Genomic DNA, 23931 nt, shown 5'->3' with positions numbered 1-23931 from the left:
GTTCCCTCCTTCCACACCTACGTAGATAAACTCAGCGACCATGGAGCACCTCCGCGGGCTTGAGATTCAGAATCGAACGAATCGATGAGGCGGACGCCAGCAGCACGGTGACAGCCAGCAGCACGAACACCAGCACGAACACCATCGGCCGCATCGTAATGCCGGAACCGAACACCACCCGGCCTATCAGCTGGGCCACGCCGGAACCGAGCAGCGCGCCCACAATCGCGCCCAGCAGCGAGATTGCCGCCGTTTCGGCCAGCATCAGGCGGGATACCGCGGCATCGGTGGCACCGAGCGCCTTGAGCAACGCCAGCTCGCCCGACCGTTCGCCGATCGAGGCGACCATCAGGTTGGCCACGGCCACGGCTGCGGCGATCAGGCTCAGCACGGTCATCAGAATCATCACGGCCTGCGTCTTTTGCAGCACATTGCCCTGCAACGCGGCCACCTGACGCACCTGCTTGGCCACCGCGCCCGGAATCACCTCTTCGATCTGATAGGCGATCGAGCTCGGGTAGGCGGTGCAGTACCAGGTCTCCCATTCCTCCTGGCTCAGCGCGGCCGGGTTCGCGGCGGCCTTACGGGCCAGGTCGTTCTCCGGCGTGGTCAGGGCCTTGACCTCGATTTTGTCGACCGAATCGGGCAGGTCGGCGAGTACCTGGGCCGTGGAGGAGGCGATGTAGAGCGAGCCGTTGTCCTCGTCGCCGGAATCGTAGACACCGGTGAGCTTGATTTTCTGCTCGTTCTTCTTGCCTGAGGCGGTGGTTTTGTTGAGGGTGATGGTGTCGCCGGTGGTCACGCCGAGTTCGGAGGCCAGCGTCTTGCCGATCACGCCCTGGTCGGAATCGTCTTTGGGCCACTTGCCGTCCAGCTGCCACCACGAGCGCATGCCTTCCACGCCCACGACGGTAGTCTCGCCGGTGGAGATCTTGAGGTTCTTGTTGAACCACGTGCCGACGACCGGCACGTTGGTACCGTTCACCGTGGCGTGGATGTTGAGCTGCGGCGCGAAGCTGGTGATGTTGAACGACCAGAAGATCGTCTTGATCTTGGCCGCGTCCGACTCCTTCAGAAAAGCGGTCGGGTCGCTGGTGGACGTCGCGCCGCCCGACTCGGTGTTGTACAGGTCGGAAACGACCGCATCCGCCTTGGGCTGCACGGTGATGTTCGAACCGTAGGTGGACAGCTCGGCGTTGAGCTTGTCGCCCACGTCGAACACGACGCCCAGCATCGATACGGACACGGTCGCCGACAGGCATACGGTCAGCGCGATAAGCAGGCGCCGGCGCAGCTGTCGGGTGAACGAGCGAGTAATCATGCGCAGAAAGAACATGATTCTTGTCTCCTGCCTGACTCACCGGAAGTGGGCGCTCAGCGCGTCCAGATCCGTAGTTTGAATGGTGATCTTGCCGTGGCCGGTCTTGTACGGGAATGGTATCGGGTTGCAGCCACCCTTGAAGCCGATGGTCGCCAGGTTGATGGCCACCTCGCACTTCTTGCAGATGATCTTGCCGTCCTTCTCGTAGTAGCCAGCGTCGCCGCAGTTCTCGCAGGCGTCCAGGCCGATGCCGTACGCGCCACCGTTCTTTCGGATGATGATGAAGCGCATGACGGTGCCGTCCTTGGCCTTGTATTCGAAGCGGTGCAGGTGGCCGTCCTCGACCTGGCTGAAGGGGATGGTGGCCACGCCGTCCTTGAGCGAGTAGGCTTCCGGCGGCGAAAGGGTGATGGTCTGATGGGTCGCGGCAACGCCCACGGTCAGGGTTGCTGTGACGCCGATGGCTGCGATAAGGCTCCACACGGCAGCGGCGATGGCGTGGCGGCGGAATACCTTATGCCGGCGCAACGTGGCCTCGTTGGCTCCCGGCACATCATGGGTTTTCATACGGAAACCGGCCACGATGGAGGCCACGGCGGGAATCAGGAACACCAGCGCCTGCGCCATAATCATCGTGGAGTTCTGGTTGATGGACCAAGCCAGCGCCACGAACATCGTATGGTTCATCGGGAAGCCTCGCGCCTGCAGAATCTGGGCAAGACCAGTGAAGTGTTGAATCAGCAGAATCACCATCATGGCCGCGACGGCCACGGTGAACGCCCAGCGCACGGCAGTGGTGCGCATCGTGCGGAAGATGGCGGCCACAATAATGGACATGGCCACGCCAAGCAGGAAACCAAGAGCGCGCAGCAGCATGGCCGAAGTGAATGCGGTCTCCCCTGGTTCCACCCAGATGGTGAGCTGCAGAATCACGTCCGGCAGCGCGTAGAACAGGGTGAGTGCGATGTCGATGGCGGCCACGGCGTTAGCGATGTGCATGAACACCTTGTGCTGCTGCCAATTGGTGGTGATGCGGCGTGCGAACACCACCACGACGATGGTCAGGATGTCGGCAATGATCGCGCACCACAACACCGGGTAGTTGACGAACGTGCGCTGATTGATCACGGCCGAGGCGCGCAGGCCGGCGAATACGATGGCGGCGATCAGACCGACGATCAGGCCGATGAGACGCCAATGCGAGCTTATCGGCTTATCTCGCCCCTCGCCGACCGTGAGCATCACGCTCAGGCTCATCACCAGCAATGCGGGGGCCAAAGTGCCCGGCATCACTGCCACGAATTGTTCAAGCATTCGCGTCCTTTCTCTGTTCACCTTAGGCTCCCCTCTCTGAGGGGAGCTGTCCGCGAAGCGGACTGAGGGGAGTTTTAGACCGTCCTAAGAATTATCTCCCTAAAGCGGCGTAAAGCCCCCTCTGACGAGGGGGCTTTCTGCTTAGTCAATCACCACTGGCGAGGAGTGTAATCCCAGTTGTCGAAGGTGACCTCGATCGGCTCGGTCCAGAAGTGGCCCTTGACGCCGGTCTCCGGGTCAACGTGCAGCATCCAACCCTTGGAGGCCGGGGATTCGATGGAGAGCTTCAGCTGGTAGGTGCCAGCCTTGTCGAGCTTGACGTTGGCGCCGTAGTGCGGGCCATCGGAAGCGTTCATCTGCATGAAGGTACCGGAGGTGGCGGTGCCGCCCTCGACTTCCTTGCCGGTGGACTTATCGATGATGGTGTAGTTCACGGTCAGATCCGGCACGAAGTCGCCCTTGCCGTAGCCGAGCTCGGTGCCCTTCTGGTTGGCATGGATGTCGGCCTCGAGGTGGAAGGAAGCGTCAGCAGCCTTCAGGCCCATGGAAGACGGCTCCATATCGATCGGCTGGAAGTACACAGCGCCCACGGTCAGCGGGCCGGCGTCCTGATCCTGCTCTTCAGCAGTACCGGACGGGCCAACCGGAACCTCTTCGAAACCGGCGCCGGAATCGGAGGAAGAATCGGAGGAAGAGGAGTCGGAAGACTGGGAGGAGGAGTCAGCCTTAGTGTCGGATGCGGAGTTGGTGGAACCGCAGGCAGCCATGGACACGGTCATGGAACCGGCGAGCAGCAGGCCGAGCAGAGCGGCCAGTTTCTTGTTCTTCATCATTGTTATTCCTTTTCTCTATCTCTGGTGAATTAGGATTCACGCTTAGATAATTGCAATTATTCAGTTATGAGATAAGTGCGGCGTGGGCTGGAGGAATTGGCATCGATCCGAGGCCGTGCCGCAAGTCTGTCAGTTGTCTGCAGTTATGGGAGGAAACGGACGAGCTAGACGGGCTACGCCTTCACGGCCGGGACCTCGGCAGTAGCCTGCGCCTTCAGCTTGCGCTGCTTGATGAAGCCGACCACGAACAGCGCGATAACCGCAACGGCTGCGATGGCCTGCGCCACTAGGCATTCGACGTACGGGTAGAGGCCAAGCCAATCGTTCGTCGGCACACCGTTCAGGTAGAAGGCGGGCAGCAAGTCGCCCTCAATCAGCGAGTGGACGCCGCCGCCGGCGAACACCACCACCAGCACAGACATCAGAATCGAAGTGACCAGGAAGAACGGACCAATCGGAATCTTCACGGAGGTGAAGCGGAAGAGCAGGAAGATGCCGACAAGCACCACCGCGGCGGTCAGACCACCGATCCACATACCGCGAGTATCGCGGCTCATCGTGTAGATGGACTCGTAGAAGATCACGGTTTCAGCGCCTTCACGGAACACGGCGAGGAAGCTCAGCATAGCCAGCGAGACCACGGTTTTCAACGTCACGTTGTCGGCACTTGCGGCGGCTTCGGCATCAGCCACAGCAGCCTCGGTCTTCTTGCGAATGTAACGGTTCCACGCTTCCACGCTGGACTTGTTCAGCATCCAGTTACTCGTCCACAGCAGCATGCCCATGGCGATCAGTGCGCAGGTGCCTTCCATGATCTCCTGAATCGGGCCGGAGCCGCCGAAGGCGAACACGAAGATCACAGCCACCAAGCCGGCGCCGAGCAGACCGACGAGCACACCCAAGTAAATCCACTTGACGAAGCGCTTGTTATCGGACTTGACCAAGTAGGCGACGATGGCTGCAACCACCAGCAGAGCTTCAAGACCCTCACGGATAAGCACGAGGAACGCCTGGCCGGAGGAGCTGGTGACCAGCTTGGTGAAACCGTCTTCCTTATCGGCGGCACCACCGTCAAGAATGCCGGCGTCCTTGATCAGCATGGCCTTGAGGTCGTCGATCAGCTTCTTGGTGTCTTTCAGGGATGCGCCGGCGTTCATGGACTTGCGGCACATCTTGAACTGGTATTCCACCTGCGAGACGCGGTTGCCGCTGATGGCGTTCATCACGTTCTTTTCGAAGCCGAGCTTCTCGTAATACTGGTAGTACGCGTTGTTCACGAGCGTGGCGCCCTTGGCACCATCACCCTTTTCGTAAGCTTTGTATGCATTGTCGAGAATCGGGGTCATTTCGTTGGCCACGTCGGTCCATGAACGATTGCCCTTGCCCGGGTTCTTCTTTTTCTTGGCGTCGAGCTCCTTGCGCTCTTTGGCCAGCTGCGCCTGCAGCGCTTCGGCGTACGCCTTCGGCTTGGCGAGATCGGCGTTGGCGTCGAGCTGCTGGGCCGTGGCGTCAAGATCGGCGGTCAACGCATCAATCTGCTGAGCCAGTTGATCGTCGTTGCTAGGCGTGTAGGAAAGATTCTGAACGCTTTGGAATGCCTGCTGTTGGGCGAGCTGCTTGTCCGCGCCAATGGTGTCGTGCACGACCGCGGTGAAGTTGGAGGCCACGTAAATCTTGTTGTACGCGCCCATGAAATCGGAGGTGGCGCCAGCGGTGTTGCCATCCTTGTACGTCTCAAGACCGCTGTTCAGCTGCTTGTCCATCGCCTTGGAGACTTCGGCCCAGGTGGCGTAGTCAACGCTGGACGAGCTGGTGCTGCTGTCGGCGAAGGCCATCGGAGCCGTGACTGCAGGAGCCACAGTGGCGATGACCATGGCGAACAGAAATACAATCGCAGCCAGGACTCGCAGCTGCCTCACGCTGGTGTGTTCAACGGACCGAAGAGCAGCCTGGGCGCGACGAACCATGCCTATCCCTCTCTCTGCGCGGCTAAGTAATCAAAAACCAACTACTCAATATAAAGAAAAACTTTTTTGAGGAACAGTCTTGATTTTTTAGGATTTAAGAGGTATTAGGCACTGTTTTTCGATCAATTATTACCGCAGATTGTCTCAATATTCGATATTGTCCCGCTCACAGATGGGAGACTTCCCGAATTATGAACTCCCCGCGACTGGCCACTCCCCATCCCTCATATTGCATGACCAACTGTTTCACCAAGGTTCATAGCCTAAAATCACTATGTTGCATCACGGCAAGAGGCTGGCAATAATTCACGCGATGGCATGCGCATGTTCATTCTGGTTTGCCTCGGGTTTGCTGACTTGCCTTGAGTCGCTTTGATTTGCACTGGTTCATCCCCCGGTGAGATCACCTGTTGCACACGCCGTACGAACGACCTGCACATCAGCGCAGGCACTCATTGGTGGTCCTTGTCCACAAAGCGACACGCCGCAGCCGGCACTGAATGTGCATTTATCCGAAAGCTGTGGTAGCTTATTCGAGTTGCCTACGGAGCTTACTTCTAGCAAGCACTGCAGTGCATGGAGGATTCGCCTAGTGGTCTATGGCGCACGCTTGGAAAGCGTGTTGGTGTAACAGCCTCACGAGTTCGAATCTCGTATCCTCCGCCCTCGCCGGAACCCTTATTTTTTCTAGGGCTTCCGGCTTTTTGTACCCTCTTGTTTTCCCCTCTGGTTCCTTTAGCGTTCCGGTTCCCCGTATCCGGCGATCACGTACCGTCAGGCGGCGGTCGCGCTGGACGTGTCCTACACCACCGTATGGCGCACGTTCCGGGCGATGCAGGAAGCCAAACTGATCGAACGCACCGGCTCGGACCGGCGCGGCACATGGCGAATCCCCACCCCACCGCAGCTATCCCATGAATGACGCGAAGCCCCATCACGACACGCCGCGGACGCGGCAACCGAGACGACACGGCGAGCGCGCGATAGTCCGAAAACCCAAGCGGCAGCAGGCCTGAGTCGCCATGAAGGTTGGGATCTTGCCCACACGCACAAGCACCCCGAAATCGTTTTGATTTCGGGGTGCTGCTTATTCGGCGAGCGCTTTCCACATATCTTCCCGCATATACGCGCTTACCAACGCACGGAAATACGCTCGTTGACGTGCGCATTCTCCGGTGCCGCCGTCGCTTCGTCCACGATCGCAATCGCATAATCGGCGTAGCTAATGGCGCTTTCACCGGCCTCGTTCGCGGTGAACTCCTCACCGGCCAGCACATACTTGCCGGTGCGCGGCCCGTCGGCCTGGAAGTCGGCGGCCGGAGAGACATAGGTCCAACGCACGTCGCTACGTTCGCGCAGCTCGGCGAGAGAATCCCCCATCGCGGTGGCGAGCGGGAGGAACGCCTCCGGGAAGCCATCGGTTTGGCTCAGCTGCACGGTATGCTCCGGGTTGACGTACAGGCTACCGGCACCTCCAACCACGATCAGTCGCGCGTCAGCACTGGAGAGGACGTCCGCGAGATGCTTCAACGACGTGGAGTGCTGCGGGAAGGTTTCCGGCGTCCATGCGCCGAATGCGTCGACGACCACATCGAATCCGGCGAGATCTGCTGCGGTCAGGTCGAACAGATCCTTGATGATGGCGTGCTGGGCGACGGTTTTGTTCTCCCCGCGCACAACAGCGGTCACGTCAAGTCCGCGATCAACGGCCTCCCTGACAATGAGCTGGCCGGACTTGCCGTTGGCTGCGATAACTGCGATGTTCTGGGTCATGATGGGCTCCTATGTAGTAATCCATTGCGCTTGTTACACGCTGTGCCTAATTGATTTCAACGGCGGAACCTGGTGCTTCCGCCGTTGAAACAGTACGATATTGGAGTACTTACTTTTTGGGAAGAAGGTACTTTAAAGTGCTATAGTCACCTAAAAGGAACTATTGCATGATTCCAACGATTACACGAGGTGATGCTATGATCGATGTCAACACGCTCCCGGCGTGTCCCGTGGAGACGACGCTCACACTGATTTCCGACAAATGGAAAATTCTCATCGTGCGCGACCTGCTGACCGGTACCAAGCGCTTCAGTGAACTACGTCGCTCAATCGGGCACATCTCGCAGAAGGTGCTCACCTCGAACCTGCGACAGATGGAAGCCGACGGACTTGTGCATCGCGAGGTTTACCCCGAAGTGCCGCCGCGCGTCGAATACTCTCTGACCGACACTGGCCATAGCCTCAAAACCGTCATCGACGCTCTATGGAACTGGGGCGAAGACTACAAGGCCAAGCTCGCCGCTTGATACGCCGCTCAATGCGGTTAAGCGCAATCGAGAACCCCGCATAAGAGTGGGACGCAACTGCGATATGGCTCAATTTGCAGTTGCGTCCCACAGCCCTCCCAGCACCTCATCACAAGAATGGCGGAATTCCAACAATCCACACTGTCCCGCAACTGCAAAAAGGTCGATTTTGCGCTTGCGGGACGCAACAACGTGGGACGCAAATGCAAATCAAGCCGCATTGCAGTTGCGTCCCACTACTGAGACCGCAATGACGCTTGAATGCGTCACCGGATTGACAACAAACCTCGCCATCGCTATCCGAGCCATCCATCGACGGCTCGCACGGTGGCATCAACATCGTTCTGCGCGACGGCACCGCGCAATTCCATGCCATCGAGAACAGTTGCGCCGACTACAACCCGACGAATCGACGCCACGGTATCGGCCAGACCACTGCCCTCATGCGTGCAGAATGGAGCAATGGTTTTACCGCTCCAATCGCGGCTTTCCAGGAATGTGTAAACGGGCATCGGCATATCCGACCACCAAATTGGGTAGCCGAGGTAAATAGTCTCAGCCGAGTCAAGCATCGCCGCAGGATTATCCGCCCCATCGCCGGCGACCAGCGTGAACGCCGGCCGAGCTCCCGCAGAACGCTCTTGCGTAGCCTGCGCCACGGCTTCGTCATACACATTCGGATAGGGTTCGACTGGCACAATCTCGACGGTCGGCGCCCCAATTCGCGAGGCAATCACCTGCGCGACTTTGGCTGTATTACCGACTTCGATCTCACCGACTGAGTAATTCTCTCCAGTACGAGAGAAGTACACCACTACCGCGTTATTGCTGAGCATTATCGTTGTTCTTTCGCTGAAATCATTGGATAGCAGCGGGCGAAAGCTACTCAAAGCCACCCTGTGATTCTTCATTCACCGTCGCGCCCGCATCTGTTGCCTCAACAGTAAAGTCAGCCAAACAGTATTACAAATGCAAAAGTAGAACATGAATACATGCAATATCGGATATAAAATAAGCGGGGAGGCACACATGGAACTACGAATCCTACGTAACTTCATTGCCGTGGTCGAGGAGGAAGGCGTGAGCGCTGCGGCAGATGCGCTGCGCATCAGTCAGCCAGCGCTCTCCCGGCAAATCAAAGATTTGGAAGACGAGGTCGGCGCAACATTGTTCGTTCGCGGCAACCGGTCCCACTCGCTCGAACTTACTGAGAAGGGCCGCTTGATGTACCGCCGAGCGCAGGAGATCGTCGAGCTCGCCGATCGCACGCAAAAAGAGATGACCGCCGACGAAGACATCGCCGGCGATGTACATATCGCGGCGGCACAAAGCGCAGCGATGCGCATCGTGGCACGAGCCATGACACGACTGCGGCACAAGCATCCGCAAGTCCGCGTGCGGCTGCACGACGACTATGGGCAGAATATCATTGAACGGCTTGACAATGGCCTGGCCGACTTCGGTGTGCTTGTGCAACCCACCGACATGAGCCGTTATGATTTCCTGCCACTGCCAACAGGAGATCCGATGGGCCTGCTCATGAGGTACGACCACCCGCTCGCCACGCGCGAATCCATTCATCCCAAGGATCTCGCGGATGTGCCGGTCATCGTCCCCCAAGGCGTGCTCAATCGCCGTGATCTTTCCGGCTGGTACAAATCAGGCAACAAAGAACTCAATATTGTCGGCACGATGAACCTGTTGTATAACGCCAGCTGCTTCGTGCAGGAAGGCTACGGTTGTGCGATCTGCCTGCAAGGTCTCGTGGATACGTCGTGGGAGTCGGGGCTTGTGTTCCAGCCGCTCGACCCGCCCATGCAAACCCATCTGGCCATCGCTTGGAAGAAGAGCCAGCCGCCAACTCCGGCAGCCGACGCATTTCTTACCGAACTCCGCTCCGTCATCGCCGACATCAATCGAGACAACAAGGAGTCTGTGCCGTCACCTCGAAACGGCGCACAACGATGAGTTACGCTTCGCCTCACATACTTGCGCGCGAGAATCGCAAAGGCGAGTCGGACTTGCGCGATACGCAAAGCCATGCCATGATATTCAGATTGCCATAACGCAGCATGCCCCGATAGCTCAGTGGTAGAGCACTTCCTTGGTAAGGAAGAGGTCGTGAGTCCAATTCTGAACTGCGCCCCGATTGTTGGACGTGGTTTATTAAGGGTACCTGATTAGGCTGTGGGGGACATGTTCCGGAATTCCTCCGGGGTGTGTCCCTCCAGTCGTATCTGGCGGCGTTTGGTGTTCCAGTGGATGATGTACGCGTCCAGTTCGTTCTTGAACTGTTCGTATGAGGCGAACTCGCGTCCGGCGTGGAACTCGTCCTTGAGGTGGCCGAACACCTGCTCGGTCGCGGCGTTGTCGATGCAGTTGTCCTTCCTGCTCATGGACTGGCGGATGTTCAGTCCCGCGAGCCGGTCGCGCCACCACCGGTGCCGGTACTGTCAGCCCATGTCGGAGTGCGGGATCGGGTCGGCGTCTTCGGGCAGCTTCTCCTCGAGCATGGCGAGCAGGCGCCACTGCTGGGCCATGTCGGGATGCCGGCTGACGTCCCAGGCCACGATCTCCTTGGATCCCATGTCGCATACGGGAGCCGGATACGCCTTGCCGTCGGCGACCCTGAACTCGGTGACGTCCGTGCCCAGCTTCACCCACGGCCGGTCGGCCGTGAAGTCGCGGTTCAGCAGGTTCTCCACCCTCGCGCCCGTCTCGTCCCGGTACGAGCTGTATTTCCGGTACGGGTTCGGCCTGCGTATCCGGCATTCCAGGCCCATGCGCCTCATGACCTTCAGCACGCTCTTGTGGCTCACCCGCACCCCGAACTCGTGCACGAGGCACATGCGTATCTGCCGGTGGCCGCACCCGTTGGGCGTGCGCGCGAATATCTCGGCGACCATCGGCTCGATGTCCGGCCGGGTCACGGCGGCCGGATGCGACAGAAGATGGTAATACGTGCTTTTCGCCAGTCCGGCCGCCCTGAGCAGGTGCCGGAGCCGATGTCCCGGCCCCGCCAGCATGGAGACGATCACCGTTCTGTCCCGGTTGCCGATCTCCACGCCAGCAGGGCGTCGACTTTTTCCAGGTACGCGACCCTCGCCTTGAGGTACGCGTTCTCCTCCTCAAGGAGCTGTTCCCTTGTGGGAGCCGGCCTCGGCTTGGATTTCGCGCCCCTGGGCCTGCCCTTCGGTTTCGGACGCAGCGCGTCCGGGCCGCCGGACCGGTACTCGCGGCACCAGCGCTCCAACGGGGCGGGACCCGCGATCCTGTACTTCTCCATGACTTCGGCCTTCGTCAGCCCATGCTCCACATGGTCGCGCACCGCCGCGAGCTTCGTCTCGTAGTCGTATCTCCTGTTGCCTTCGCGTTCTCCCATGAGCGCCGCCTCCCCGCCAAACCGGTATGACAACACCCATTTTCCCGCGGTACTGACGGGCGCGCCAAGCCGGCGGGCGAGAGAACGCCTCCCGGCCCCGCCCCGGATCAGGTCGGCGACGACCCGCATGAAACCGTCATCGTAATGACGCCTGCGATCCCTACACATGAGAAACCGCACCTCCGATCATCGAATCTGAATTACTTCAGTCCAACAATCGGGGTGCGGTTCACCAATTCTCACTCGGGGCTCTCTTTATTCGTGTTTGCCTGCAATCACCACTCGATGCCATACTCGGCATACATATAAACATCGTATTGGTAGTCGTTGCTGTAGCTCATATCGTTGTGATGCGATTCATGATGGTTGTTGTCAGACTGCATAATCGTTCCTTTTCCTAGCCTCATCGGTATTACAGTCAGATATAACGTCAGCATGTAACCGGGGCATGCTCACCCAACGAACCGAGGGTGAATTCATGGCGAACTGTTGCGCCCTATGCTTGCGGCCAGTGAGGCTGAACTGCAGCGACTCAAGCGCGACGATCCGGAACTCGTCAGCGAGTACCAATCCACCAAAGGATTCACTGCGAATTACGAATCATTCGATGACCGCACATATTTGCGATTCATCGCCTAGCAGCGACATCGCGTGCGTATTCCGATGTCTGCCGGGTGACTGGAGAACACTGATACATACGAAAGCGGCCGGCGCTAGGCATTGCTGCCCGGCGCCGGCCGAGAGGATAAGGATTATTCCTTATTTATTACTGCTTAGGCTATAACCTCGCTTTCACAGTTGCTCGCGATTGCGACGGTAGGCGATGGCGGCGCCAGCACCTGCCAGCAGCAGTCCAGCCAGAGCGATCGTGGCGACATCGGAGCCCGTGTTGGAAACAACGTTGCCATCACCCTTGGCAGCGGGACGCTTCACCAGAGCGGCAATTGCCTTCTCCAGGGCTTCACGAGCTGCGTCGACCTGCTTCTGCGTGGCGTTGCTGTTGTCGGAGACCTCACGGGCCTTCTTCAGCGCGGCGCGCAGAGCGTTGGCGGAGTCGTCGGTGTAGAGACCCAGGTTGATGGCGGCGGCCTTGTTGATGGTCGCGTTCAGAGCAGCCTTGTCCACCACGCCCGGTTCCGGATTCGGCTTCGGCTCGGTGGCAGCTTCCAGCTTGGAGATGGCGTCCTGAAGAGCGCTCAGTGCGGTATCCACATCCTGCTGGGTGGCGTTCTTGTTGTCGAGCACCTGCTGTGCAGCCTTCAGTGCCTCGGCGAAAGCTTCCCACGAGTTGGTCGTGTAATCGGCCTTCTCGAGCTTGCTTGCCTTGTTCACTGCAGTCTGCAGGTCGGTCTTGTTCACCTCAACCGGGCCTGGGCCAGGCTCCTCACCGGTCTTCTCGAGACCAGCGATAGCGGATTCGAGGTTCGTCAGCGCCAGAGCCACATCGTAAGCGGTGGCCTTATCGTTATCCGCCACGGCCTGTGCAGCTTCGCGGGCCTTGACCAGAGCAGTCCAGCTTTCAGCCGTGTAGTCGGATTCCTTAAGACCGTTAGCCTTGGCGATGGTGTCGTTGAGGTCGGTCTTGTCCGGAGCGACAGTCTCTTCCTCAACCTCGCGGTCCGTGGTCAAACGCAGTTCGGCAGCGGATGCGAACTTGTTGGCCTGGGAGTCGCTCTGGCCTGCGGAAGACAGGACGGTCAAGCGTACGGCGGTCACATTCTCGACGGCGTCGAAGCTGGCCTTCTGCCACATGGTGGTGGTGGAGAACTCAGCATCGGTGACGACATCCTTGGTGGTGCCATCCGCCAGAGTGAGCGTGATCTTGTAGCCCTTGATCTTGCCGTTGGCGTTCATACCTCCGGAGCGCGGCAGGTAGCGCAGGCCGTTGATGGTGGTCGGTTCGTTGAGGTTGAACTGATACCATGCGGTGCCGTTGCCGACTGCGTTCTCGCTCCAGCTGGTGTGCCAGTGGGTGCTGTCGTTGCCATCCTGTGCCAGATCGGCCGGGCCTTCGCTCGGCAGGCCTGCGGTAGGCTCTTCGCTGCCCGTGGCCACGGTGTAGCCACCCAGCTCATCGGAGCCGTCAGCTGCCACGTCGTACTTGTCGCTGCTCTCGTTGCCGGGAGCGGTCTTCATGTACTCGTCGAGGGCCACGAGAATGTCGTATGCCTTGGTGAAGTCCTCAGCGGTTGCGCCATTCTTGTTGATGAGCACGCGAGCCTTGACCAAGGTGTCCTGATACTGCTGCCATGCGGCATCGGAGAGCTCAGCACGCTTGGAATCGTACTTGCCGCGGATTTCCTTGACCTTGTCCTGCGCTTCGGCCTTGGTGCGGGTCTGGGACTCGATGCGCTCGATCTTCAGGTTGTCGAGCACGAAGTCCTTGTATCCGCCGAAGTCCTGTGCATTGCCGGTGGAACCCTGCAGATCAGGTGCGGTTGCGGTCGAGTAAATACCGAACCAGGAATCGCCGTTGACGCCACCGGTCAGCTCGAACTCGGCCTTGCCGGTCTCACCCAGAGCCTTCTTCAGGTTGGTCAGCTTCACGCTGCCGGCAGAGTATTCACCCTGGCCCACAGCGATGGCGTAGATGTCATCGGAACCGGACTGGTAGTCGAAGCTCACCTTGTACTTGGCACCCGCCTCGAACTTCACGTTCTGCGGGATCGTCTGGTAGACCAGCGTGCCCTTCTGGGTCAGGCCGTTAACCTTCACAGACCAAGTGCCATCGAGCACATCGTCCATCTTCTTGACATCCCAACCGGCCTGCGTGAACGGAGCATGCAGCTCGGAGAGGTGGATGCGGTTGTCCTCAACGCCTTCGGAACCGGAGACCACGAACGGCCAGATGCCCTGGGCGTTGTTTTCGAATCCGTTGGTGAGGGACTTCAGCGTGCCGTCCTTCTCATAGGTGATGCCGGAGTACTGGTTCTCCACGATGCGCACATCGTCGAAGTAGGTGTGTGCTCCGTCGGTGCTCTTGTGAGACAGGGTTACCGTGGCATCGCCGTTCTCAGGCGCGGTGAAGAACACGTACATGTTCTGGAAGTAGCTGGAGCCATTTTCCGTATTGCTGTTCGTGTTGTGGCCGTATGCCTTGATGTAGTTCTTGGCGATGGACTTGCCGGTGGAGTTGGTGGCCAGCACCTTGCCGCCGCTGGTTACGGTGACGGATGCATCGCCGGTGGAGCGGTTGTCGACGCCAACATACAGCGCGTACTTCTGGCCAGCCTTGAGATCGGTCAGACGCTGGGAGACATCGACCTTGCCGGTCAGGCGCAGCATGGCGTTGTTGTCGCCTTCAACTTCGGCCTTGCCGGAGCCGCTGACGGTCCAGTTGTCGGTGAGGGTGTTGGAGCCGCCGTTGAAGCCGGCGTCTACCACATGCATGCCTTCGCTCCAGTTGACCTGGATCTGCTTGGCTTCGCCCTTGTACACCACGTACGGGGTTTCGGCATCAGCGGTAAGCGTCACCTTGCCGCCGGAGACGGCAACGGTCTGCTCGTTGGTCTTGCCCTGATCGGTGAGCTGGTACACCTTTACGCTGGAGAGGTTCTTCCAGCTGTCCGGCAGCGTCCAGGTGGTGGTGCCGCCCTTGGTGTTCCAGTGGTAGAGCTTCTGCTCGGAATCCTTGACCAGCTTGCCGGTGAAGGAATCCCACATCCACGGCAGCAGGTAGGACTCGTCGCCAGTGGCGCTGCCATCGCCTGCGGAGACCACACCGGATGCGACCTTCACGCCGTTGAAGGTGATGGTGCGCTGGCGGTAGGCTGCGCTAGAGGTGTCGTTGGAACCACGGGAGACTACTACAACGTTGCCGTTGGAATCCTTCAGGGTAATCTGCTCGTTGCCGTTGTTCGTGTTCGGGTCGGACACGGCAGCGGCATTGCCATTGTCGGCGGTCAGCAGCGGGTTGTTGACCCAGCGGGTCACCTTGAAGTGCTGGATGAACTTAGTGGACACATCATGGGTGTACAGGTTCTTGATGTAGGCGGCATAGTCGTTGCGGCCCTGCCAGCCTTCGAAGTCCTTCATGTTGTAGCCGCCGAGCAGCGGGGCGTTGGCAGCGCCGCCGTATTGCGGGTAGTCGCCAACCCAGCTGTCCTTCTGGTGGTTGCGCAGGAAGCGCATCACTTCGGAGTTCTCGCCCTTGGAGGTGTAGCCGCCGTAGGTCAGATCAGCTGCCCAGTGCTGGAAGGTGGAGTCGTACTCGTTGCCGGAACCCCATTCGGTGGTCATACGCCAGCCGTTGTCGTTGATCATCTTGCTCATCTTGCGGGTTTCCCAAGAATCTTCCGAACCGGAAGAAGTCAGGTTGCCCCACACATCGAGGTAGATGAAGTCCATGTTGTCGCCGACTTCCTTGCTGAGGTCAGCGAAACGGCTTACACGAGAACCGGATGCCAGATCGTAGATGCCGTCGATGCCGACACCCTGATCAAGCCAGTTCCAGCCGTAGCTCAGGCCGCCTGCAGAGTTGCGGCGCACCATGTCCTCGCTGAAGGCCTTGGCTTCCGGATACATTTCGGAGGCGTTGACGTGCACACCGAAGCGAGCGCCATACTTGGAGCCCTCTTCCATCATGGTGTTCATGTCGTCGGCGCCGCCGAGACGCTGGCCGATATCGCCGTAGTCCGGGTGGCCGGAGTCGTGGCCTTCATTGCCGTAGCCCTTGAGCAGCACGGACTGGCCGAGGCCGTCGGTGTTCAAGGCCACCTTCTTGACGTTGTCAAGCGTGGTGAGGAACGGGTTCTGCGCCTGGGAGCCGAAGTTCATGGCGATACGCCATGCCACCAGTTCGGGAACTTCCTCGGACTTGTACGGGTTGTTCATGATGTCGCGGTAGGCGATTGCGCCATCCTGCCAGTTGACGGCACCGTCTTCGTTCTCGTCGCCGGCGATGGCCACGGCCATCTGCGGCAGAGCGGTTTCGGCCACGGTGTACTTCTTGCCCTTGGAATCGGTGACCGTGCGGTGGTAGTACCACGGAGCGCTGGCCAGGCCCAGGGAGGTGGCGTCACCAGTCTGCTGGGTGGTGGCGTAGACACGCGTGTTCTGGCTGCCGCCGCGCACAGGAGCCGCCACATAGGTGCCATCGTGCTCGGAGTTGCTCCACAGGCCGGCACTCAGGCCAGCACCGGAGATGAAGCCGTAGGTGTAGTCGCTATCGGTGACGTTAGTATCTTCGGTCACTGCGAAGTTGGTATCGCCAGGCTTCTGCGTGTTGGAAGACATACGAGCACCAGTGAATTGGGCATTTTCCTGGCTGGAACGCACGGAAACGAGACTCTGGTTCGGGAAGGACAGCGTCTGGATGGCGTTCTCCTCCACACCGTTGCCCTCAGGAATGCCTTCGGACAGGTTGTTCTTGATCTTGGTGACGTTGAGGTGCAGCTGGTTGGCCTTGACCGTGATCTGAACGGTGATCACCGCGTCAATCTTCTTGGCCTCATCCTTGACCTTCAGCGTGTAGGTGGCCTCGGTGTCGGAAACCTTCTTGAAGGTCACGTCGTCATCGCCCAGTTCGATGTTGGTGCCGTTGATTTCAACGGTGCGCACATCCTTGGACTGGCCGTACATCACCTTGCCGTCGGTCATCGTGTACTGCAGCACAGAGGGGAAGTTCTTCTTAATCTGAACTTCCATCTTCTTGGTCTTCAGCGTTTCGGAGGCGACCTGAACGGTTTTGTTCAGGGTGATGGGATCGATGGCAAGATCCGCGCCGGAGACCGTCACCTGCTGGGAGACGTCCTCATAGCCTTCCTTGGCAATCGAAAGCGTGTGTTCGCCTTCTTCAATGTCGGCGAAGGAGAAGGTGCCATCTGCACCGGTCTTCACCTTGGTCTTATCCAAACGCACTGTTGCGCCTTCAATGGCAGCGCCTCCAGCGTCCACAACCTTGCCGGAAACCGCGTGCTTGGCGGCTTCGACAACCTCCGGGAAGTCCTTGATGTACACGTCGGTGACCTCGTTCAGCTCCTTCCAGGAGCCGGCCTTGATGGCAAGCTTGTTGGAGAGGTTCGTCATTGCGGAGTAATCGACATCGAATGCCTTCTGGCCATCCACGGTCAGTGTGGCGACCTTGGCGTCGGTCCAGGAGACCCGAATGTCGTGCTCTTCGTTGGCGCTCGGAGCAGCGATACGAGCACCGCTGTACCAGCTGCCGCTACCGCCACCGGTGTAGGTCTGCCAGAACCAGCCGCCCGAATCGTAGCCGATGAACAGGCCGCTGCCCGGGTCGTTGTAGCCCAGGTAGAAGCCGAAGCGGTTGGCGGAGCCTTCCTGCGGGGATTTGATGGTGGCGTGGAAGGAGCCGGCCTTGGAGAAGTCGTAATCTGTGCCCCATACGGCTACTGCCGGCCAGTTGTTGCTGGAGCTGGGGTTCGCTGCCGCATTACCGTTAGAGGCAGTGGACTTGAGGTGCAGCCAACCGTTTGCCATCTCCAGGATTTCGCCGCCCTGAGCGATGTTGGAATCAATAGTCCAGCCTTCAACCGCATCGGCTTGTGCGGAAGGAGTCTCGGAAGCAGTTGCAGAATCAGAAGTATCGTTGATTTGCTGAATCTGACTTGCCAAAGTCTGCAAGTCAGCATCAGACAGGGGCACTGCGAACGCAGTACCTCCCCCGCTGCCCATGCAGGTTAAGGCTAACGCTGTTGCCAGCGCAGCCGATATAGTCTTCTTCTTTTTCATTAACTATATTTTCCTTAATCTCTTCTTCGAGGTGAAGCAGATGCCTTCTTCATTGAAGAATACGCATTCGCAATTACGATAAGACACTTTACAAGAAGCTATTCTTAATAGCAATCTCAGCAAATACGGAGAATCGCCACATATTTGACATTGAATTACAACGTGAGTGAAATCACAAAACCCAATAAACGACTACGTTGTTAACCTTCACATCTATATTCGCATCATCGCGACACGCGCAGGGAAAAACTGCGCAAAAAAAGTAAGACGAATTTACCTGCATTCGACGCAATCAATGCAGCAGCATTACAGCAGCAAGCCGATTGAGCAAAATAGCAAAAGCCGCCTTGCGCAACCGCAAGACGGCTTTGACGACAATGGTGAGGCTGTGCTCGCTTACTTCTTGGAAGCGTTCACGGCATCCACAGCCTTCTGCAGCGATTGAGTATAAGCCTTGTACCAATCAGCCTGCTCGTTGAGCTTCGCAGTAGCGGACTTGAAGCCGGCAGTGTCGTCAGCTACGCAGCCTTCGTATACCGGCAGTTCCACGCTCAGTTCCTTGTTGAGGGCGTCCAGCGTGGAGGCATCCTTTACATCCTTCTTGGTGAGCGCAGCAGCTTCGGAAGCATCGCCATTGACCAAGTTGTTGTAGTCATTAGTGGCGTTGCGCACATTTTCGGAAGCGGCGGCGCAAGCGGCGACTGCATTGTTGTACTGAGCATCGGAGTAGGCGCGGAAGCCGAACACACCGGCCACGACGATAATGGCCACGACCACCACGGCGATAATGGCGACGGCCGCCTTAGACATGTGCTTCTTCTGAGCGCCTTCATTGCTTGCATTGTTGGCGTTGTTTGCCGGTACAGCCTGCTGCCCAGCGGACATACTTCGATCTCCTTCGTTCTCGTACTTTCATACACACGTATGCGCTCTTAGCGCTCTTATGCGCACTCATATGCAGGGAAGTCGCTTTTCAAGCGGCTACTTCCCTGAAAACAAAAAACCCTCGCATTCCGCGAGGGTCATTGGCTGGGATGCCTGGACTCGAACCAAGAATGGCTGAACCAGAATCAGCTGTGTTGCCAATTACACCACATCCCAATTTGGCTTGGCGTAGCAACTCCAAGGAGTTGTTCGTCGTACCCCCAACCGGATTTGAACCGGTGTTGGCGCCGTGAGAGGGCGTAGTCCTAGACCGCTAGACGATGGGGGCATATTCAGTTTTTCAACCGGCTGCTCGGTGAACCGCGCAACGAGTGATAAATATACGCAAGTATTCACCCTTACGCAACTTACGGCGTGTCGCGCGGAATTTCAACGATTTCAAGTGCTACGCTGCCACTACTGATGAATTTGCATGAACTCTACTGACGGATTATCAGTAAGCACTACTGATGAATTACCATCTAATGCACTGATGAAATTGCAGATGAGGCAATGATCTTTGCCTTGCACATTCATAGCCGGCAAATCAGCCTTCAAGAACCAAATGAGGCGCTTATGTTCCCTTGCGACAGCGAGCGCGTCGCGATGCTTGTAATGCAATGTCACGTCAAAGACCGCCGCCCGGTTACCTATCAACCGTTTCATGGACGCATGAAGGCGAAACCACCTACAAGGCACGTTTCGTGACCTCACTGCACAAACCAGCCATGTTCAACCTCGTACATATTCTCACTGGCATGCGGCGCAGCGGTAAGACTTTCCAGCTGTTCCAGCTCATCACTGAATACAAGAAAAGGTGGGCATCTGCACATGCAGACGCCCACCTTGAGTGTCCTTACAGCTCAGCCGAGCACGGAAGGAACCTTAGCTCACAGGTGCTCGCGCAGGCCCTTCAGGCGAGCGAGGGAAACCGGCTTGCCGACGATCTCCATGGACTCGAACAGCGGCGGGCTCACGCGACGACCAGACATGGCCACACGCACCGGACCGAAAGCGAGGCGCGGCTTGTAGCCGCCCTCCTCAACCAGAGCCTTGTTCAGGGTCTCATGCAGGTTGTCGGTCTTCCAGTCAGCCTCATCCACAGCCTCGAGTGCGGCGATGGCCTTGTCCAGCACCTCGCCGGCAGAATCCTTCAGCTGCTTCTTGGCGTCGTCAGCCGGCTCCAAGTAGCCCTCGGTGGAGAGCAGGGAGCCGACCATGCCGGCAACCTCACCCAGCAGGCGCACGCGCGGCTGAACCAGCGGAGCGGCGGCGGTCAGCACCTCACGCTCACGGTCGGTCAGGGCATCCCAGTTGTCGGCGGAAACCACACCGTCGCGGTGCAGGTACGGCACCGAGCGGCGCAGGAAGTCCTCGGGCTCAAGCATACGGATGTGCTCGGCGTTGATGGAGATGGCCTTGTCGATGTCGAAGCGGGCCGGGTTGGCCTTGACGTCGCGCACGTCGAACTTCTCGGTCATCTCGTCCATGGAGAACACGTCGCGGTCCGGTGCAATGGACCAGCCGAGCAGGGCCAGGTAGTTGAGCAGGCCCTCGCGGATGAAGCCATTGTCGCGGTGGTTGAACAGGTTGGACTCTGGGTCGCGCTTGGAGAGCTTCTTGTTGCCCTGGCCCATCACGTACGGCATGTGGCCGAACAGCGGCATCTCCTTGGCGATGCCGAGTTCCATAAGGTAACGGTAAAGCACGATCTGGCGCGGGGTGGAGCTCAGGAGGTCCTCGCCGCGCAGCACGACGTTGACTTCCATCATCGCGTCGTCGACCGGGTTGGTCAGCGTGTACAGTGGGTCGCCGTTCGGGCGCACGATCACGTAGTCCGGCACGGAGCCGGCCTTGAACTCGATGGTGCCACGAATCAGATCGTCAAAGGCGATGTCTTCATCAGGCATCTTGATACGTAGCGCAGGCTTGCGGCCCTCGGCGCGGAAGGCGGCCTTCTGTTCATCGGTCAGGTTGCGGTCGTAGCCATCGTAGCCGAACTCGGCCGGACGGCCGGCGGCAAGGTTGCGCTCCTTGATTTCCTCAGGAGTGGAGAAGGACTCGTAGGCGTAGCCGGCTTCGAGCAGCTTGGCGGCAACATCCTTGTAGATGGCGGTACGCTCGGACTGGCGGTACGGGCCGTGAGGGCCACCCACATCGATGCCCTCGTCCCAGTCGATACCCAGCCAACGCAGGGATTCGAGGATCTGGTTGTAGCTTTCTTCGGAGTCGCGCACGGCGTCGGTGTCTTCGATACGGAAGATCAGCGTGCCGCCGGTGGCGCGAGCTTCCGCCCAGTTGAACAGGGCGGTACGAATCATGCCGACATGCGGGGTTCCGGTCGGCGACGGGCAGAAGCGAACACGAACGTTCTTGGGCAGTTCGGGTTTGGTGTTTTCAGCATCAGTCATAGTCCCCTATTGTGCCGCGCGCGCCGGACGCGGAGAGCAGCGCTCCTCGCTCTTTTGCTTCGTTATTGACGTTTCGGGCCAACACCATCCCAAAACGGCCATTTTCCAACGAAATCTCTTTTGCCTGCCATTTTCTTTTCTTTTGCTTTTAAAATCAAAAGAAAAGAAAACAGCAAACGAGAATCAGCAGGCCAGGCCCACGAACAGCAGATCCCAGTCTTGAGATTCGTCTTCGTGCGATTCGCGCTGCTCAACGGCGGCATCCGTGTATTCGTGGTTCATGGCATTCCCTACATCTCTGTATGTTGCTTTATGCGTAGCGCCAAAAGCTTCGTCTGCTTTCCAGTTCCACCCCCGCAACTGTGCGCAATATTCATGTAACAGGTTACACAACCGATCGACAACGTTCACCCTCAACTGATATCGATTTGATAACCATCGATTCTTTCCAGTGCATTCACCACAACTTTGGACATTATTTGGCGCAATTGTTGAGTTTTCCACTCATGCAATGGAAGAATATGATGTGACACATAGGTCTTATGAAAGGGGAATCAATGTCTGATCCCAACAATGTGCCTTTGCCTCAGCAGCCTGAGGCCAACGGTACGCCCACACCTAATCCCGTACCGCAGTATGGCGCACCGGCCCCGGCGCAGCCCTCACAGCCGGCGCAGCCCGCTTACGGACAGCCGGCATACGGTCAGCCTGCTCCGACCGCGAACTCTTATGGCCAGGCCGTACCAACCTACGGTCAGCCCGCACCCGACGCCAACACCTACGGTCAATCCGCACCGGCGTACGGCACACCGGCCCCCGATGGCAATCCTTACGGCCCGGTTCCGCCGTCTTACGGCCAATACGCCGCGCCCACTGCCACTGTGCCGCTGGATAAGCCTTACTACGGATGCTCCTTCCAAGAAGCCTTCCTGCGCTTCTGGAAGAAGTACGTGGTGTTCAGGGGCCGCGCGTCCCGCAGTGAATTCTGGTGGTGGGTGCTGGCCGCTTTCGGCATCAATATCGTGCTGGACATCCTCAACACCGCCACAGATGAAAAGCTTGGCTTCCTCGCCACCATTTGGGGTCTGGCGACCCTAATCCCCACCCTGGCACTTTCCGTCCGCCGTCTGCATGACACGAACAAGCCTGGCTGGTGGGTTGCCATTTTCTATATCGCGATGGTTATCGGCCTTATCATCATGATTATCGGCGGTGGTGCGGCACTGTACGGCGGGTTCAGGAGCCTTGGCAGTTATGACTATGGTTATGGCAGCATGGCCGCCGGCGGTCTTGGCGCGGCGGTCATTGGTGCGTTGATTACGCTGGCCGGCTGCGTTGTCTATATCGTGTTCATGGCTCTTCCCAGCAAGCCGGAGGGCGCACGTTTTGACGATGGCGCGGCGGCAACCCCCATGCCTCAGGGTGCTTACGGCGCACCATACAGCACGCCTGTACCCCCGAATTTCGCCGCTCCGAACGCGCCCGCACCCGGCTTCAACCAGCCGGCCCCGGCTTACGGCCAGCCGCCCATGCCGACCCCCGACTATGGCCAGCCGGCTGCACCCGCACCTGATTACGGTCAGGTGCCGGCCCCGCAGTACGGCCAACCGGAGGCCCCGGCCCCACAGTACGGCCAGGTTCCGCCGATGCCTCAAAACGCCGGCGACGAATCCGCAACACCTTCTGAGCACACGGCTCCCGCCGGCGACAATGCCCAGAAACCCTGGCAAGGCCAGTAACCGATATCGGTGAACTTCCGTTGAAGAAGTTCCCCGCAACCAATGATGAAGCCCTACTCAACGCGAGTAGGGCTTCATCATTCTCGGCACTGTATTATCGGCACTGTATTCAGCCAACTACCCCAACGGCATCACGGCAATGGACTGCGAAAGCATATACGATTCACCCGGACTAAGGGCAACGATACGGTCTCGGCACGCCGCTGCCTCCACGGCCACAAAGCCACGCCATTCACCCGTCTTGGCATGGGCAATGGCGTTGCCGCCCTGCTCTCCGGGATTCCACACCACCGTCTGCGGCGAGCCGGTCTTGCCGATGCGAATCACACGACCCAGCACATGGTCCTGCAATTCCAGTGCAGCATCGGAATAATACACACGGTCCACCGGCTGATCGCCGAACATCACCGATGGCTGTTCTTGTAGTTTTGGCGGGAATCCGGCTTCCGTGGCATCCAGATATGTTGCACCCCGCAAACCGACCAGCCGCGCGCCGAGCACATCGCCGACATGCAGATACGAGTGCAGCGCCGCCTCATACGACATCGGCTCACCTCCCGTGTTGGTAACGGTCAGCGTCATCGTCAGCGTATCGCTGGCACACACCTCGTATGCGGCATGGAAACGCACGTTGGGTTCATCCTCGATCCATGGCACTTCGCCAGTCGTCAGTCGTTCGGAATCCAGCACATACCGCACACGGGCACCGGTAAACGCCCCTTCGTCCAGCGCCCACTGGCGCAATCGTGCGAACCCATGAATCGGTCGCTTCGCAGTCTGCCCGCCATGCACAAACCCCGGCCCGAACCAGGGGAAGCACACCGGCACTCCCCCGCCAACCGGCTGACCAGCTTCGAAATGCCATGTGCGGGGCGTCCAGATTACATCCGGCTGCCCCGCCGGGGCCCAGCGCAGCAGATGCGCCCCGTAATCGCTGATTACCGCGCTACCGCCGTCATTGGTGAGCGTGCGCAGATTGACGCCATTGCCCATAAGTGTTTCTTCTTCCGTTGCGTAAGCGATGTTCTTCACCACATAGACGATTTC

At 58.8% G+C, this 23931-nt stretch carries 15 protein-coding genes, 3 tRNA genes and 1 pseudogene; 5 read left to right on the top strand and 14 right to left on the bottom strand.

Features of this window, described 5'->3' with window-relative positions:
* Positions 1–31 precede the first annotated feature (31 nt).
* The 4 genes from BLLJ_RS00935 to BLLJ_RS00920 all read right to left on the bottom strand — a co-directional run bounded on the left by BLLJ_RS00935 (position 32) and on the right by BLLJ_RS00920 (position 5435).
* On the bottom strand, positions 32–1336 hold the full coding sequence (locus tag BLLJ_RS00935; RefSeq protein WP_007051582.1) for an ABC transporter permease: 1305 nt from the start codon (positions 1334–1336) through the stop codon (positions 32–34).
* A 21-nt stretch (positions 1337–1357) separates the two neighbouring features.
* Positions 1358–2635: a Fe-S-containing protein gene (locus BLLJ_RS00930; RefSeq protein ID WP_007054710.1), complete on the bottom strand. Its 1278-nt coding sequence runs from the start codon at positions 2633–2635 to the stop codon at positions 1358–1360.
* Positions 2636–2784: 149 nt separating this feature from the next.
* The gene (locus BLLJ_RS00925; protein WP_007051584.1) at positions 2785–3468 is read right to left on the bottom strand and encodes an iron transporter; all 684 of its coding nucleotides are present in this window, start codon (positions 3466–3468) and stop codon (positions 2785–2787) included.
* A 173-nt stretch (positions 3469–3641) separates the two neighbouring features.
* Complete coding sequence (locus tag BLLJ_RS00920) at positions 3642–5435, bottom strand: FTR1 family iron permease (protein ID WP_007054709.1); 1794 nt, start codon at positions 5433–5435, stop codon at positions 3642–3644.
* Positions 5436–6013: 578 nt separating this feature from the next.
* Here BLLJ_RS00920 and BLLJ_RS00915 point away from each other — a divergent pair.
* Positions 6014–6098, top strand: a tRNA-Ser gene (locus tag BLLJ_RS00915).
* 468 nt (positions 6099–6566) lie between these two features.
* On the opposite strand, the gene BLLJ_RS00910 is transcribed toward BLLJ_RS00915, so the two are convergent.
* Complete coding sequence (locus tag BLLJ_RS00910; RefSeq protein WP_007056316.1) at positions 6567–7208, bottom strand: SDR family oxidoreductase; 642 nt, start codon at positions 7206–7208, stop codon at positions 6567–6569.
* A gap of 167 nt (positions 7209–7375) precedes the next feature.
* On the opposite strand from BLLJ_RS00910, the gene BLLJ_RS00905 reads away from it, so the two are divergent.
* Positions 7376–7735, top strand: a complete 360-nt coding sequence (locus BLLJ_RS00905) for a winged helix-turn-helix transcriptional regulator (protein ID WP_007056318.1) — start codon at positions 7376–7378, stop codon at positions 7733–7735.
* A 296-nt stretch (positions 7736–8031) separates the two neighbouring features.
* Here BLLJ_RS00905 and BLLJ_RS00900 read toward each other — a convergent pair whose 3' ends face one another.
* Positions 8032–8571: a flavodoxin gene (locus BLLJ_RS00900; RefSeq protein WP_032740579.1), complete on the bottom strand. Its 540-nt coding sequence runs from the start codon at positions 8569–8571 to the stop codon at positions 8032–8034.
* Positions 8572–8764: 193 nt separating this feature from the next.
* On the opposite strand from BLLJ_RS00900, the gene BLLJ_RS00895 reads away from it, so the two are divergent.
* The gene (locus BLLJ_RS00895; RefSeq protein ID WP_032740577.1) at positions 8765–9703 is read left to right on the top strand and encodes a LysR family transcriptional regulator; all 939 of its coding nucleotides are present in this window, start codon (positions 8765–8767) and stop codon (positions 9701–9703) included.
* Between the two features lie 212 nt (positions 9704–9915).
* Here the strand turns inward: BLLJ_RS00895 and BLLJ_RS00885 are convergent.
* Together BLLJ_RS00885 and BLLJ_RS00880 are read right to left on the bottom strand one after the other, a co-directional pair.
* A pseudogene (locus BLLJ_RS00885) lies at positions 9916–10770 on the bottom strand (IS3 family transposase).
* Entirely contained in the window at positions 10770–11285 is a 516-nt protein-coding gene (locus BLLJ_RS00880) for an IS3 family transposase (protein ID WP_032743275.1), read from the bottom strand. Before BLLJ_RS00880 ends, BLLJ_RS00885 begins: the two are co-directional and overlap by 1 nt.
* 330 nt (positions 11286–11615) lie before the next feature.
* On the opposite strand from BLLJ_RS00880, the gene BLLJ_RS11240 reads away from it, so the two are divergent.
* Entirely contained in the window at positions 11616–11756 is a 141-nt protein-coding gene (locus BLLJ_RS11240; protein WP_007054707.1) for a hypothetical protein, read from the top strand.
* A gap of 153 nt (positions 11757–11909) precedes the next feature.
* On the opposite strand, the gene BLLJ_RS00875 is transcribed toward BLLJ_RS11240, so the two are convergent.
* The 5 genes from BLLJ_RS00875 to gltX form a co-directional block, all read right to left on the bottom strand.
* Entirely contained in the window at positions 11910–17810 is a 5901-nt protein-coding gene (locus tag BLLJ_RS00875) for an endo-alpha-N-acetylgalactosaminidase family protein (protein ID WP_013582342.1), read from the bottom strand.
* 396 nt (positions 17811–18206) lie between these two features.
* The gene (locus BLLJ_RS11085; protein WP_007051589.1) at positions 18207–18695 is read right to left on the bottom strand and encodes a hypothetical protein; all 489 of its coding nucleotides are present in this window, start codon (positions 18693–18695) and stop codon (positions 18207–18209) included.
* Between the two features lie 141 nt (positions 18696–18836).
* Positions 18837–18911: transfer RNA gene (locus BLLJ_RS00860), tRNA-Gln, on the bottom strand.
* Positions 18912–18950: 39 nt separating this feature from the next.
* A tRNA-Glu gene (locus BLLJ_RS00855) sits at positions 18951–19023 on the bottom strand.
* A gap of 601 nt (positions 19024–19624) precedes the next feature.
* Positions 19625–21145, bottom strand: coding sequence for a glutamate--tRNA ligase (gene gltX / locus BLLJ_RS00850; RefSeq protein WP_007051591.1), 1521 nt, complete (start codon positions 21143–21145; stop codon positions 19625–19627).
* A 557-nt stretch (positions 21146–21702) separates the two neighbouring features.
* Here gltX and BLLJ_RS00845 point away from each other — a divergent pair.
* Positions 21703–22884 carry a DUF805 domain-containing protein gene (locus tag BLLJ_RS00845; RefSeq protein WP_013582340.1) on the top strand — a complete coding sequence of 394 codons (1182 nt, stop codon included), beginning with the start codon at positions 21703–21705 and terminating at the stop codon, positions 22882–22884.
* Positions 22885–23001: 117 nt separating this feature from the next.
* Here BLLJ_RS00845 and BLLJ_RS00840 read toward each other — a convergent pair whose 3' ends face one another.
* Positions 23002–23919: a D-hexose-6-phosphate mutarotase gene (locus tag BLLJ_RS00840; RefSeq protein WP_007055536.1), complete on the bottom strand. Its 918-nt coding sequence runs from the start codon at positions 23917–23919 to the stop codon at positions 23002–23004.
* Positions 23920–23931 lie beyond the last annotated feature (12 nt).

The sequence above is a fragment of the Bifidobacterium longum subsp. longum JCM 1217 genome, assembly GCF_000196555.1.
GTDB classification, from domain to species: domain Bacteria; phylum Actinomycetota; class Actinomycetes; order Actinomycetales; family Bifidobacteriaceae; genus Bifidobacterium; species Bifidobacterium longum.
The sequence above is the reverse complement of the archived record's forward strand: the minus strand, read 5'-3'. Positions and strand labels throughout refer to the sequence as shown.

Coding starts and splice junctions, on each gene's coding strand:
- BLLJ_RS00935 (WP_007051582.1), bottom strand. CDS start 1,336: ATGTTCTTTCTGCGCATGATTACTCGCTCGTTCACCCGACAGCTGCGC.
- BLLJ_RS00930 (WP_007054710.1), bottom strand. CDS start 2,635: ATGCTTGAACAATTCGTGGCAGTGATGCCGGGCACTTTGGCCCCCGCA.
- BLLJ_RS00925 (WP_007051584.1), bottom strand. CDS start 3,468: ATGATGAAGAACAAGAAACTGGCCGCTCTGCTCGGCCTGCTGCTCGCC.
- BLLJ_RS00920 (WP_007054709.1), bottom strand. CDS start 5,435: ATGGTTCGTCGCGCCCAGGCTGCTCTTCGGTCCGTTGAACACACCAGC.
- BLLJ_RS00910 (WP_007056316.1), bottom strand. CDS start 7,208: ATGACCCAGAACATCGCAGTTATCGCAGCCAACGGCAAGTCCGGCCAG.
- BLLJ_RS00905 (WP_007056318.1), top strand. CDS start 7,376: ATGATTCCAACGATTACACGAGGTGATGCTATGATCGATGTCAACACG.
- BLLJ_RS00900 (WP_032740579.1), bottom strand. CDS start 8,571: ATGCTCAGCAATAACGCGGTAGTGGTGTACTTCTCTCGTACTGGAGAG.
- BLLJ_RS00895 (WP_032740577.1), top strand. CDS start 8,765: ATGGAACTACGAATCCTACGTAACTTCATTGCCGTGGTCGAGGAGGAA.
- BLLJ_RS00880 (WP_032743275.1), bottom strand. CDS start 11,285: ATGTGTAGGGATCGCAGGCGTCATTACGATGACGGTTTCATGCGGGTC.
- BLLJ_RS11240 (WP_007054707.1), top strand. CDS start 11,616: ATGCTTGCGGCCAGTGAGGCTGAACTGCAGCGACTCAAGCGCGACGAT.
- BLLJ_RS00875 (WP_013582342.1), bottom strand. CDS start 17,810: ATGAAAAAGAAGAAGACTATATCGGCTGCGCTGGCAACAGCGTTAGCC.
- BLLJ_RS11085 (WP_007051589.1), bottom strand. CDS start 18,695: ATGTCCGCTGGGCAGCAGGCTGTACCGGCAAACAACGCCAACAATGCA.
- gltX (WP_007051591.1), bottom strand. CDS start 21,145: ATGACTGATGCTGAAAACACCAAACCCGAACTGCCCAAGAACGTTCGT.
- BLLJ_RS00845 (WP_013582340.1), top strand. CDS start 21,703: ATGTCTGATCCCAACAATGTGCCTTTGCCTCAGCAGCCTGAGGCCAAC.